The organism is Acinetobacter sp. CIP 64.7 (assembly GCF_000369745.1).
GTDB classification, from domain to species: domain Bacteria; phylum Pseudomonadota; class Gammaproteobacteria; order Pseudomonadales; family Moraxellaceae; genus Acinetobacter; species Acinetobacter fasciculus.
Map to the genome: position 1 here is coordinate 606,582 of NZ_KB850179.1, position 13,868 is coordinate 620,449.

At 43.9% G+C, this 13,868-nt stretch carries 11 protein-coding genes and 1 pseudogene; 2 read left to right on the top strand and 10 right to left on the bottom strand.

The window, feature by feature from the left end; all coding sequences use genetic code 11:
- Positions 1-27: 27 nt before the first annotated feature.
- The 7 genes from rseP to rimO all read right to left on the bottom strand — a co-directional run bounded on the left by rseP (position 28) and on the right by rimO (position 6,925).
- Positions 28-1,383 (bottom strand): RIP metalloprotease RseP, encoded by a 1,356-nt coding sequence (gene rseP / locus F890_RS09285; protein WP_005266613.1) that lies wholly within the window; start codon positions 1,381-1,383, stop codon positions 28-30.
- Positions 1,384-1,386: 3 nt separating this feature from the next.
- Positions 1,387-2,583, bottom strand: coding sequence for a 1-deoxy-D-xylulose-5-phosphate reductoisomerase (gene ispC, locus F890_RS09290; protein WP_005266614.1), 1,197 nt, complete (start codon positions 2,581-2,583; stop codon positions 1,387-1,389).
- Entirely contained in the window at positions 2,584-3,408 is an 825-nt protein-coding gene (locus F890_RS09295; protein ID WP_004279883.1) for a phosphatidate cytidylyltransferase, read from the bottom strand. It lies immediately after the preceding gene.
- 3 nt (positions 3,409-3,411) lie between these two features.
- A complete protein-coding gene (uppS, locus tag F890_RS09300; RefSeq protein WP_004646714.1) occupies positions 3,412-4,164 on the bottom strand; it encodes a polyprenyl diphosphate synthase in 753 nt (250 codons plus the stop codon).
- A gap of 7 nt (positions 4,165-4,171) precedes the next feature.
- Positions 4,172-4,726: a ribosome recycling factor gene (gene frr, locus F890_RS09305; protein ID WP_004279885.1), complete on the bottom strand. Its 555-nt coding sequence runs from the start codon at positions 4,724-4,726 to the stop codon at positions 4,172-4,174.
- An 80-nt stretch (positions 4,727-4,806) separates the two neighbouring features.
- Positions 4,807-5,535 (bottom strand): UMP kinase, encoded by a 729-nt coding sequence (gene pyrH / locus F890_RS09310; RefSeq protein ID WP_004279886.1) that lies wholly within the window; start codon positions 5,533-5,535, stop codon positions 4,807-4,809.
- A gap of 46 nt (positions 5,536-5,581) precedes the next feature.
- On the bottom strand, positions 5,582-6,925 hold the full coding sequence (gene rimO, locus F890_RS09315) for a 30S ribosomal protein S12 methylthiotransferase RimO (RefSeq protein ID WP_005263068.1): 1,344 nt from the start codon (positions 6,923-6,925) through the stop codon (positions 5,582-5,584).
- 341 nt (positions 6,926-7,266) lie between these two features.
- Here rimO and glnL point away from each other — a divergent pair, with 341 nt between their 5' ends.
- Positions 7,267-8,376: a nitrogen regulation protein NR(II) gene (gene glnL, locus F890_RS09320; protein ID WP_005266616.1), complete on the top strand. Its 1,110-nt coding sequence runs from the start codon at positions 7,267-7,269 to the stop codon at positions 8,374-8,376.
- Positions 8,363-9,838, top strand: a complete 1,476-nt coding sequence (gene glnG / locus F890_RS09325; RefSeq protein ID WP_004279889.1) for a nitrogen regulation protein NR(I) — start codon at positions 8,363-8,365, stop codon at positions 9,836-9,838. The genes glnL and glnG overlap by 14 nt, the downstream gene beginning before the upstream one ends.
- 49 nt (positions 9,839-9,887) lie before the next feature.
- Here the strand turns inward: glnG and F890_RS09330 are convergent, their stop codons facing one another.
- The 3 genes and pseudogenes from F890_RS09330 to mnmG form a co-directional block, all read right to left on the bottom strand.
- The gene (locus F890_RS09330) at positions 9,888-10,214 is read right to left on the bottom strand and encodes a hypothetical protein (RefSeq protein WP_004279890.1); all 327 of its coding nucleotides are present in this window, start codon (positions 10,212-10,214) and stop codon (positions 9,888-9,890) included.
- A gap of 133 nt (positions 10,215-10,347) precedes the next feature.
- A pseudogene (gene mhpT / locus F890_RS19335) lies at positions 10,348-11,553 on the bottom strand (3-(3-hydroxy-phenyl)propionate transporter MhpT).
- Between the two features lie 314 nt (positions 11,554-11,867).
- Entirely contained in the window at positions 11,868-13,748 is a 1,881-nt protein-coding gene (mnmG, locus tag F890_RS09345) for a tRNA uridine-5-carboxymethylaminomethyl(34) synthesis enzyme MnmG (RefSeq protein ID WP_004646707.1), read from the bottom strand.
- Positions 13,749-13,868: the final 120 nt, after the last annotated feature.

Here is a 13,868-nt window from a genome sequence, read left to right on the forward strand (position 1 = left end):
CGCTGTTAATTTATTCCATTTACGTTGTTATAAACGCATAAAATCATTAAATAATGCCAGAAGCATCATACTGCCGAGCAGTACCATACCAATTTTTAGTCCAACCAATTGTATTTGTTCGGAAACAGGTTTACCACGAATTAATTCAACAAAATAGTAAACCAGATGTCCGCCATCAAGCATTGGAATAGGCAGTAGATTTAATATTCCTAAACTTACACTCATTAGCGCCATAAAGGAAATAAAAGTTTCCCAGCCCATTTCTGCGCTTTGTCCTGCCACTTTGGCAATGGTAATTGGACCTGATAAATTATCCAGGCCAATCAGGCCACGTACCATTTTGACGATCGAGTTCAGAATCATCGAAGATAAATGTGCTGTTTTATCAAATGCCATTACCAGTGCTTCGCCTGGCGAGTAATGAATGGTCTGTTTATATTCTGTAGGAATGGTCATTTTACCCGGATCACTTTGTACACCCAGCATACCGGTCACATTGCCCATATTGTCACGTTTGCCTTGTGGCATGACTTCTAGCTGAACCACCTGATTTGCACGTAGTACATCCATTTTCAGTAATTTTTCTGGAGATGCCTGTACCACCTGCACCACATCAAACCAGTCTTTCATCTGAACGCCGTCAATGGCCAGAATCTTGTCGCCTTCTTTCAAACCTTGACGGATGGCTGCACCATCTTCACTCAGTTTGCTGATCACTGCCGGAATTTCTGGCCGATAAGGCAAGAAACCCAGGCTTTCTAGTGGCGATTGACTTTGATCTTTTAAATAGTTTTGAATCGGCAACTGGAACAATTTGTTTTCACCAGCGCGATCTGCCTGAATAGAAACCACACCAGTTTCACCAACACGATCCACCAAGGCATAACTGAGTTTTTCCCAGGTTTCCACCTGAGTACCATCCACAGCTACAATTTTGTCGCCCGGCTGCATTTGTACGGTTGCAGCAGGCGTATTTGGTAAAATTTTGCCTACACGGGTATTGAGCTGTTCTTGTGCCGGTAAAAATAACACCCAGAATAGAAGAACTGCAAAAATCAGGTTGATTAATGGTCCCGCTGCCACGATGGCGATTCGTTTCCACGGATGCTGACGATTGAAGGCTTTGGGTAAGTCCTCTTCAGAGACATTACCTTCGCGTTCATCCAGCATCTTGACATAGCCACCCAAAGGCAAGGCAGACAATTGATACTGAATTCCGGATTTTTTCGAGGTCCATTTTAATAATGTTGGCCCAAATCCAATGGAATAGACCAATACTTTAACGCCCAGTTTACGCGCCACAATATAGTGACCGAACTCATGAATCGCAATTAAGGGACCGAGTAAGAGAATTGCAGCGGCAATCATAAACAAGGCATTCATATCTTAACTTCCTTTATTCACAACATATTGCTGTGATAAACCTCGCGCCATTTGATCTGCTTGCAAGATAGCCTCCAGATCATGTGCGGGTTGATTGTCCATCTGATTTAGGACGTGCTCAACTACCTGAGGAATTTGGGTAAATCTGATCTGTTGATTTAAAAATGCAGCAACTGCAATTTCATTGGCCGCATTTAAAATTGTCGGTGCAATTCCGCCACTCTGCATGGCCTGACGGGCCAATTTTAATGCAGGGAAACGGAGCATATCCGGTTCTTGAAAATTAAGTTGTGAATGCATAAACAGATCCAGTGGCGCCACATGCGTACTAATACGCTCAGGCCATGCCAAAGCATGTGCAATAGGCGTGCCCATATCCGGATTACCCATTTGTGCCAAAGTCGAACCATCAACGTATTGAACCATGGAGTGAATAATACTCTGTGGATGCACAACAACTGTAACAAATTGTTCTTGAACTGCAAACAAATGACAGGCTTCGATCAATTCTAAGCCTTTATTCATCAAGGTAGCAGAATCGACTGAAATTTTTTGACCCATGGACCAGTTAGGATGCTTGCAAGCTTGGGCAGGTGTGACCTCTTCAAGTTGCTGTATGCTGTGGTTCAGAAACGGCCCACCCGACGCGGTCAGCAGAATCTGGGATACACCCAGTTTGGGCTTGCCATGACGCTCTGCCTCAAAATAATGCGGTGGCAGACATTGGAAAATCGCGTTATGTTCGGAGTCAACGGGAAGCAATAAGGCACCATGATCGCGCGCTGCCTGCATCATGATGTCACCTGACATCACCAAGGCTTCTTTATTGGCCAGCAGTACGCGTTTACCCGCTTTCACTGCAGCCAATGTCGGCAACAAGCCTGCAGCACCGACAATTGCCGCCATAACGATATCAACATCCGCGTGTTCAGCCACAGCGATTAAACCGGCTTCATCTTGCAGAATTTCAATATCAGATAAATGGTGTTGCTGAAGTAGTTTTGAAAGTTCATCTACTTTTTCAGCCGGCACCACCACCACTTTAGGACAGTATTGCCGGCAAATTTCAACCAGCTCCTCGATACGACTTTGCGCGGTCACAGCAAAAACCGAGTATGCTTCAGGATGTCGCTGCAAGATTTTTAAAGTACTTTGACCAATGGAACCTGTAGCACCCAGTATACAAACTGCTTGTGACATTTATAAATCTACACCAATAAGTTTTAAAACAGCCATACCTGCTGCAAAGATTGGAGCTGCAGCAAGCAAAGAATCAATACGATCCAGTACTCCGCCATGTCCTGGCAAAATTCGACCTGAATCCTTAATACCGGCACGACGTTTGATCATGGATTCAAACAGGTCACCCAGTACCGAACTAAATACTGTAACGACAGATAAAATCAGGAATAAAATTAGTTCTGGCCAGGTCATATCCAGATAAAGCAAGGCGACTGCCGTTACAATCAGCATTGAGGTAACGATACCGCCATACAACCCTTCTACCGATTTGTTGGGACTAACATTCGGCGCCAACTTTTTCTTGCCGAATTTACGACCCACAAAATATGCACCACTATCTGCGCCCCATACCAGTAAAAACAGGTACATCAGCCACCACGGTGAACTTTGCCAGACAGAGAAAATTGCAGTAACCGCAGCAGAGATCAGAACTACGCCGATTCCGTGCAGGCTGGCGTTGTACCAGCCATCATATTCAGGATAGGTTTTAACCCAGTAAATGCTGAGCAACCAGGTAATTATAGAAGCTACCCATAACAATAAGGCAACTTCGGCAAAATACAATGCCAAAGCTGAAAGTGCCGCAGTGAGCACTCCATATCCCCAAGCAACAGGTTTGATGACATGTTTAAATTTTCGCGGCATGAGTTTGAACCACTCATAGCCGGCCACCCCAGCAGCAAGAACCATCAATACAAACATTGGATAATGTGATTCGGTAGCAAACATACAGCTCAGTACAACTGCTACCAACACCAATGCGGTTATAATCCGCTCAAACATGTATTAATTCTCAAGTTTTTCCTGATGAATCTGTTCTGATGTTTTACCAAAACGACGTTCACGCCCACCAAATACGGCAAGTGCATCATCAAGTTCTTCAACGGTAAATTCTGGCCATAGCGTCTCAGTGAAATAAAGCTCTGCATAGGCTGCCTGCCACAACAGGAAATTCGAAAGACGGAAATCTCCACCCGTACGAATCAGCAGATCAACTGCAGGTAAATCACCGAGGCTGACATATTGACCAAATACATCAGTATTAATTGCATCAAGATCTAATTTATTTGTTAAAACATCGCTGGCAATTCGCTGTGCAGCTTGTGCCATATCCCACATACCACCATAACTGATTGCAATAGTGAGTGTCATACTATTGAAATTAGCAGTCCTTTCTTCGGCATGCAACATAAGTCCCTGTAATTCTGGGGACAAACGGCTGCGATCACCGATAAAGCGTAAGGCAATATTGAATTTTTCCATGCGGGGCAATTGTTCATGAATGGTATCAACCAGCAATTTCATGAGCAATTCAACTTCAAACTGTGGACGATTCCAGTTTTCACTTGAAAAGGCAAATACAGTTAAAGCCTGGATATTTCTTTTTTTACAGTGTTCAACAATCGGATCCAGAACCGTTTTTCCTTCACGGTGTCCATCACCTTTTTGCATCTGATTTTTTTTGGCAAAACGATTGTTGCCATCCATGATGATGGCAACATGTTTCGGAAGACGGGGATTTTCTTCAGCAACGGTCATCGATGAATTAGACCTTCATCAATTCAGCTTCTTTCGCAGCCAAGCGCTTGTCAACTTCAGCAACAAATTTGTCGGTAATTTTCTGGATTTCGTCAGCAGCACGACGCTCTTCATCTTCAGAAATTTCTTTTTCTTTCAACAAAGCTTTGATATCGCCCAATACATCACGACGAATGTTACGGATCGCTACTTTGGCATTTTCTGCTTCATTACGCGCAACTTTTTGCATGTCACGACGCGTTTCTTCAGTCAACGCAGCCATCGGTACACGAATCGCATCTGCTGTAATTGGGTTTAGACCCAAATCAGATTCACGAATCGCTTTATCAATTGCAGAAACCATTGAACGTTCGAAAGGCTGGATTAACAAAGTACGTGAATCTTCAACACCTACGTTTGCCACCTGGTTCAATGGAACGTCTGAACCATAGTAAGAAACCATCACGTTATTTAAAATTGATGGATGCGCACGACCGGTACGAACTTTTGCAAAACCATGCTCTAGAGATTCTAGAGTTTTGTTCATACGGTCTTCGCTGTCTTTTTTAAGATCGTTAATCATATGATCTTCCTTACTTAATTCTTGAAAAGAGGTTATTACTAAATTAGCGTGTAGTATAAAGTGCTTTGGTGCTCACGTCATTAATTGGTAACGTGAGTCCCTTCTTTTTCACCCATCACAACGGAAAGCAATGCGCCAGATTTATTCATATCGAATACTTGTAGCGGCACGTTGTGATCACGACATAAACAGATTGCAGTTAAGTCCATTACACCCAGCTTTTCGTCCAGAACCTGGTCAAAAGTCAATGTGTCATATTTAACCGCATCATCATATTTGCTTGGATCTTTGTTATATACGCCATCAACTTTGGTCGCTTTCAAGATCAAGTCTGATTCGATTTCAATACCACGTAAACAGGCAGCTGTATCTGTCGTAAAGAACGGATTACCTGTACCTGCCACGAATACACACACTTCACCCTGAGTCAGGTGACGGATTGCATCACGGCTTGAGTAAGACTCAACCACGGCACCAATTGGCAATGCAGACATTAAACGGGTTTTAATATTACGGCGCACCAAAGCGTCGCGAAGTGCCAAACCGTTCATGACTGTTGCTAGCATACCCATCTGGTCGCCAGTTACACGACCAACTAGACCATCTTTTTGTAGCTGGCTACCGCGATACAGGTTACCACCACCCACAACAATACCTACTTGTACGCCTAAACCCACGAGGTGCGCAATAGAAAGTGACATCTGATCGAGCACTTGTGCATCGATCCCCATGTCTTTATTGCCTGCCAGCGCTTCACCAGAAAGCTTTAACAGGATGCGACCAAAGCGTGGCTTTTTAGAATCCAACATCATCAAACTCCAAAGTATTCAATTTAAATTTTTTTAATTCAAAATCTTAAGCAGACTTGATTGAAATGAGTTTTGCGTACAGATCGTATTCATCTGCATCGGTAATCTCGACTTCAAGTAAATCCCCTGCCTTAATGACGCTTTTATCGATATCTTCAACAAAAACATTGCCATCAATTTCAGGTGCATCTGCATAAGAACGCGCAACCGCTACCGGGAATTCGTCTTCCAGGTCATCTACCAGCACAGTCATGGTCTGACCGATACGTTTTTGGAGTTTGGCTGCCGAGATTTCTTGCTGAACCTGCATGAAACGCTCATAACGCTCTTGTTTAATTTCTTCAGGAACGTGATCTGGCAAATCATTTGCTGTCGCACCTTCAACTGGCGAATAGGTAAAACATCCCACACGATCCAGCTGGGCTTCTTTCAACCAGTCCAGTAACATCTGGAAGTCTTCTTCGGTTTCACCCGGGAAGCCCACCACAAATGTTGAACGCAACACCAGATCAGGACATTTCTCACGCCAGATTTTCAAACGCTCCAGTGTATTTTCACTGTGCGCAGGTCGTTTCATTAGTTTGAGAATTTTTGGACTTGCGTGCTGGAATGGAATATCCAGATAAGGCAGGATTTTGCCTTGTGCCATCAGGTCAATTACTGCATCTACATGCGGATACGGGTAAACATAGTGCAAACGCACCCAGATTCCCAACTGACCTAATGCTTCACACATGTCATAGAATTTGGTTTTAACCGGCTGGCCATTCCAGAAATCCAGCTTGTATTTCGTGTCCAGGCCATAAGCAGAAGTATCCTGGGAGATCACGAGTACTTCTTTTACACCGGCACGTTTCAGCGCTGCAGCTTCTTCAAGCACAGAACCAACTGGACGTGAAACCAGATCGCCACGCATGCTTGGAATAATACAGAAAGTACAACGATGGTTGCAGCCTTCAGATATTTTCAGATAAGCATAGTGTTTTGGCGTCAGGCGGATGCCTTGCTCTGGAACCAGATCAATAAATGGATTGTGTTTTGGCGGCTCAGGTACGTATTGATGAACCGCATCCATAACTTCTTTATATGCCGCTGCACCTGTCACTTTCAGGACATTGGGATGCATTTGGCGAATCTTGTCTTCGTCTTTACCTAGACAACCTGTTACGATCACGCGACCATTCGCGCTCATCGCCTCACCAATCGCATCTAGCGATTCTTGCACTGCGGATTCAATGAAACCACAGGTATTTACTACAACTAAATCAGCACCGTCATAATCCGAAGCGACGTCATAACCTTCAGTCTTTAACTGGGTTAAAATACGTTCAGAATCTACCAATGCCTTAGGACAACCTAAAGATACAAAACCGACTTTGGGGGACTTCATGAATTTTCGCTCTACTAGAATGCGCGTATTGTATGTCTTTTCGCATCATAAAAATAGTTGAAAACCTGACTCTTTGCATCATGCACTAAAATATTGCCATAAAATATTCAACATACTTACCAATGCACCAAAATGAATCATTTTAGATTTACAGCCTCAATTTAATCCGCTATATCTAAGATGAATTGTGTTGCTCTGTCACATTTCTGCATTTCATCGCAATAAATAATCTCTAGTCATAAAAGTTGGCGTGCATCTTGCATCAAATCAGAACTTAAAATTGATTAAATTGCTTTATGAAGATGCCATTGCGCCATTTTAATACAGGAACAAACCCGCGAATGGATCAAATTATTCCGATCGACTATCGTGCTTTAGTGGACAATATGACCACGTGTATCTTATTGATAGACCGCGATCTTAATATTTATTATCTGAATTCTGCCTGTGAAGCCTTATTTGATGTGAGCTTATTCCGCGCGAGCGGCACATCCGTACTCAATATTCTGCAAAACCCGACAGATGAGTTCAATACAGAAGAAGCCCTGAATAATACTTTAAGTACGGGACAACCTTATACACGCCGCGAAGCCACTATTCTGGTCAACTTTAAAGACATTCATGTTGACTACACTGTTTCTCAGCTAAATCTGGGCAAACCTTATCATCCGCTACTGCTCATTGAACTCAATCCTCGCGATCGCATGTTAAAAATCTCGCGTGAAGAAAATCTGCTGCAACAGCATCAGGTAGCGCGTCAGCTGATTCGCGGTGTTGCGCATGAAATCAAGAATCCCTTGGGTGGCATTCGCGGGGCGACTCAACTCCTGGCACGCAGTTTGAATGATCCACAATACAAAGAATTTACCGACATTATTATTAGCGAAGTGGATCGACTCAGAAATCTGGCCGATACCATGCTCGGTTCACGCCAGCTTCCGAGCTATGAACTGGTCAATGTGCATGAACCTCTGGAACGGGTGCGTTCACTGATTGCCAATCAGACCAAAAAGAAAATCAAGATTACCCGGGATTACGACCTGTCCTTACCGGAAGTTCTGGCAGACCGCGACCAATTGATTCAGGTCATTTTGAATATTTGCGCCAATGCCGTACAGGCCATGACCGAGAACAAGGAGTTCTTTGTCGAACATCAACCGGAACTGATTTTAAGAACCCGGATTCAGCGTCTCTTTACCATTAACGGGGTGATTCACCGCTCTGTAGTAAGGATTGATATTGAAGACAACGGTCCAGGTGTGCCGGAAGAGATTATCGAATCGGTGTTTTATCCGCTGGTCACCAGTCGCGCAAAAGGTACCGGACTGGGCCTCAGTATTGCTCAAAATATTATTCATCAGCACAACGGCATGATCGAGTGTCAGTCCGTGGCTGGAAAAACCGTCTTTAGCTTATATTTACCTTGGGAGTCGAATCATGTCGCGAAATAAAATATGGGTGATTGATGACGATCGCGCCATGCGCTGGGTACTGGAAAAGACCTTTAAAGAGGAAGGTCTGGATGTGACCAGTTTTGAAGAAGCACAATCTGCACTAGACCAACTGAGTCTGGAAGCACCCGATGTGATTTTGACCGATATCCGCATGCCGGGTATTGATGGACTTACCTTCCTGGGCAAGGTTAAACACAGTTATCCTGACCTACCTGTCATTATTATGACGGCGCATTCAGACTTAGAATCGGCTGTTTCTAGCTATCAAACTGGTGCTTTTGAATATCTGCCTAAGCCTTTTGATATTGATGAAGCACTGGCGCTGGTAAATCGTGCAATTTTACATATCACCAAGCTACAGCAACAAGAATCAGCAAAAGCGGCTCCACCAATTCAATCTACCGAAATTATTGGTGAATCGCCTGCCATGCAGGAAGTGTTTCGTGCCATTGGCCGTTTATCACAATCGCATATTACCGTGTTGATTAATGGTGAGTCTGGTACAGGTAAAGAACTGGTAGCTCATGCCCTGCATCGTCATTCACCACGCAGTTCAAAACCTTTTATTGCCCTCAATATGGCGGCGATTCCAAAAGACCTGATCGAAACTGAACTGTTCGGCCATGAGAAAGGTGCATTTACCGGTGCTAATACCCAGCGCCAAGGTCGTTTTGAACAGGCAAATGGCGGTACGCTGTTTTTAGATGAAATTGGCGATATGCCATTTGAGACCCAGACCCGTTTATTGCGTGTCCTAGCCGATGGAGAGTTCTACCGAGTTGGCGGTCATATTCCGGTTAAGGTCGATGTGCGTATCGTGGCAGCGACACATCAGGATCTGGAAAAACTGGTTCATGATGGTCGTTTCCGTGAAGACTTGTATCATCGACTGAATGTAATTCGTATTCATATTCCAAAACTGGCACATCGCAGTGAAGATATTCCGATGCTGGCGCAGCATTTTCTGGCGCGTGCCGGAAAGGAACTTGGGGTCAATCCAAAGATATTACGTCCTGAAACCCAAGAATATATGCAGAAATTGCCATGGCAAGGTAATGTGCGTCAACTTGAAAATACCTGTCGCTGGCTGACTGTCATGATCACAGGTCGTGAAGTCTATCCTGAAGACTTGCCACCTGAGCTGAAACAGATTCCAATTCATCAGCAGGATCCGGGTGCGCCAATTCCAACGCTGAACCAGATCGCACCGCATCACTGGGATGAATTGCTGGGTCAATGGGCGATGCAGAAACTCAAAAATGGTGAAATGAAACTTCTGGATGTTGCGACGCCAATGTTTGAACGCACCTTGATCAATGCAGCCTTGCAACAAACCCGTGGCCGTAAACGTCATGCCGCAGAACTTTTAGGTTGGGGTCGCAACACTTTAACGCGCAAGCTTAAAGAATTGGGCATGGATACTACGGATGATGAAATCGAAGAAGAAATAGAAAGTTAATCTTTCCATATAAAAAAGCGCCGATTGGCGCTTTTTTATTGATGATGATTTATGCAGTAAAACCCACATAGCGGAAATACCCATCTATGCCCAGATCAGACTTATATATCAGATAATTTGAATAAGTCGCTTGGGTGATTTCATCCAGCATATTCACCTGATCATCATTGGCATGCAGATCATCTACAGAACGCGGCATGCTGTGCTCGAATTCATCCGTCATATATTCAAAGCCAATATCCATGGCAATAAACAGGGTATGTTCACAAGGTTGCACATACTGCTCTTCTGCCCAATCAATCACGTTGTGCTGACAATGTGGACAGGCAATATTATCAGTGGCCTGAATCGAGAGTGGAATAAGTTGATAAGCCATATAAAAATCAATCTGTTTACTATCCGTATATTTTAGCAAATTTTATGGACTGACTTTATTCAATTAAAAACCTCGACGATAAAAAAAGGAATCTTCAGATTCCCTTTTTGTATTGACAGATATCAATGATCAATTACTTATGAGCAGCCTTATAACGTGATAGTGCGGTGACAGCTACTGCCGATACGACCACTGCTGGCAAACTTGCCACAAGAATGCCCGTCGTTCCCAAACCTAATGCCAGAATTTTTCCAGTTAATAATGGTCCAGTCATCGCCCCTAAATGTCCTAGAGAGATCGCACTACCCACACCGGTGACTTTACCTGCGCCTGAATAAAAAATTGGTGAGATCCCATACAGAATAGATTGGCCACCTGTAGAGAAAATACCCCCCATGACTCCCGCCAAAATTAATAACGGAATAGAAGTTGTGGTGAATAGCAATACCAAGGCAACAAACAAGCCACTATAAATGATAGTCGCCATTTGCCAGAGCTTTAAAAGGTCCAGTAAATAACCCAGGCTTAGGGTTCCAATGACAGCGCCCACCTGGAACACCAACATCACCAAAAATGCCTGCTGTTTCTGCAAACCTTGTTCCATAAGTAAATTTGGCAACCAGCTAATCAAAATATAATTGATCATCAAGGTAAAAAAGAAGCCAACCCAAAGAGGCACTGTATTTTTATACTGTCGCTGCTTGAACAACACCTCAGCCATTCCCGGCACAGCTTCGCCAGAAACCGGTACTTCCGCATTCACTTTAGGCTTATCTTTAAGAATAAATGCCATCAATGGAATCAGTGCTAAAGGCGTTAATCCCCCAATCAGGAACAAGGTTTGTCATTGAATCTCCGGAAGCAACATGGCCAGACCGGCAACAAAGATCGCCCCTACCGGCAAACCACAATACATCAGACTATTTAGCTTGCCACGGTTGGCTTCCGTTGCTTCATCACCGACGACTGAAATCATGGTTGGCATTGCCGCACCTAAACCCAAACCAGTAAAGAAACGCGCTGCATATAAAACTTCGATGCTTGGCGCAATTGCAGTCAACGACATGAACAGACCAAAAATAGTCACAGAAAGCATTAGGACTTTCTTTTGTCCTAGATAATCTGCAATACGTCCGCCAAAGAATGCGCCAAACAGCATTCCAAAGACACCCAGACTAAATACATAGCCCATTTGGATTTGATCTAAACCAAAGCTTGCTGCAATTCCTTTCGCCGCAATCCCGGGAACTTGAAGGTCAAAACCTTCAAAAAATGCGACCCAGAAACATAAGAATATCGTTAATATTTTTTGGGCTTTTTCGCTGTATGACTGTGCCATGACTGATCTCCATCAATAATTCACAAACCGTTTAATAGTCTGACGATCCGTTGCATTATTCTTAACCTAATCTTAATAGAGAAATAGCACGACAATAGTCGGGTTTAAGCACATCAGCATGTGTAAATATCATCTAAATTAGACCTAAAAGATTGTATTTATAGACTTAATACATCTTGATAATATTTATTATATATATTTATCAATAACTTAATTTAATAGTAGTTATTTTTAATTCAACGATAGTCAAAACTTATACAAAACTACAAGCCGATAAAAAGCCCGCTTAATGCGGGCTTTTTTAGCGCAAAATCTTAAGCAGATTTCTTTGCTTGTGCATTCTTACGAATTGTAATCATCACCAGTTGAACTGCTGCAGGGGTTACACCTGGAATACGACTGGCTTGCGCCAATGTTTCAGGACGAACATCTTTCAGTTTCAGGGTAATTTCACGGGACAGACCTGACACGATGTCATAATCGAAATCCGCAGGAATACGGGTTTCTTCAAGACGTTTCATTTGTGCGACGTCTTCATGCTGACGATTAATATAACCCGCATATTTCACTGCAATTTCAATTTGCTCACCGACAAATGGTGATACTTCAGAATTGGTTAACTCTGCAATTTGAGCAAATGAAATGTTTGGACGTTTCAACAAATCAATCGCCGAACATTCTTTAGACAGGTCTGCACCGGTCATCTCAACGAATTTCTTGCCCATTGGGTTATTTGGTGCGGCCCACAAGTGTTGCAAACGGCCTGTTTCTTTTTCCACTGCTTCCATTTTCTCACAGTACACTGCCCAACGCGCGTCATCCACCAGACCCATTTCACGACCAATGGCTGTTAAACGCTGATCTGCGTTATCTTCACGCAGCATCAAACGGTATTCGGCACGTGAGGTGAACATACGGTATGGTTCTTTGGTACCTAATGTGATCAGGTCATCGACCAGAACACCCATGTATGCTTCATCACGTTTTGGCGTCCATTGCTCCTGATCCCAAGCACGGCGTGCAGCGTTCAAGCCTGCAAGCAAACCCTGCGCACCCGCTTCTTCATAACCGGTTGTGCCGTTGATTTGACCGGCGAAATACAAGTTATTAATTGCTTTGGTTTCAAGGGTAAATTTCAACGCTTGTGGGTTGAAGTAATCGTATTCAATGGCATAGCCCGGACGAAGAATGTGCGCATTTTCCATACCACGGATCGAGCGAACCAGTTCAAACTGAACGTCGAACGGTAAAGAAGTCGAAATACCATTTGGATAAAGCTCATGTGTATCCAAGCCTTCAGGCTCCAAGAAGACTTGGTGAGAATCTTTATCGGCAAAACGGTGAATCTTATCTTCAATCGATGGGCAATAACGTGGTCCAACACCTTCGATCACACCCGTGTACATCGGTGAACGGTCTAAACCGCCACGAATGATTTCATGCGTGCGTTCATTGGTATGCGTGATATAGCAATTTACCTGCTCAGGATGCATAGACACATCCCCCATGAATGACATGGTCGGAGATGGGAAATCACCCGGCTGTGGTGTCATCACAGAGAAATCCACTGAACGCGCGTCAATACGTGGTGGTGTACCTGTTTTTAAACGACCCACTGGAAGTTGAAGTTCACGCAAACGATGTGCCAAGGAAATTGACGGCGGATCACCCGCACGACCACCGCTAGATTTCTCCAGACCAACGTGGATGACACCACCTAAGAATGTACCTGCTGTCAGCACCACAGTTTTCGCATCAAAACGGATACCCATTTGGGTAACCACACCTTTAACGGTATCGCCTTCAACAATCAGGTCATCTGCGGCTTGCTGAAAAATATCAAGGTTTGCTTGGTTTTCTAATGTTTCGCGAATAGCCGCTTTATAACGTACACGGTCCGCCTGCGCACGTGTTGCACGTACTGCAGCACCTTTACGCGAGTTCAAAATACGGAATTGAATACCGCCTTTATCGGCAGCCAGTGCCATCGCACCGCCCAAGGCATCAATTTCACGCACCAAATGCGATTTACCAATACCACCGATGGCCGGGTTACAGCTCATCTGCCCTAAAGTCTCAATGTTATGAGTTAAGAGTAAAGTCTGTCGACCCATACGCGCTGCAGCCAGAGCCGCTTCCGTACCGGCGTGACCGCCACCGATAACAATGACATCGTATACTTTAGGATAATGCATAGTGGTAATTGAGAGATAAAAAAGAATAGCTGAGCATTATAGCAAATTTCACTCTAAAGTAGACAAATTCAGTTGAATTTATCCTGAGATAAATCGCACTTAACTCGCATAACAATAAAG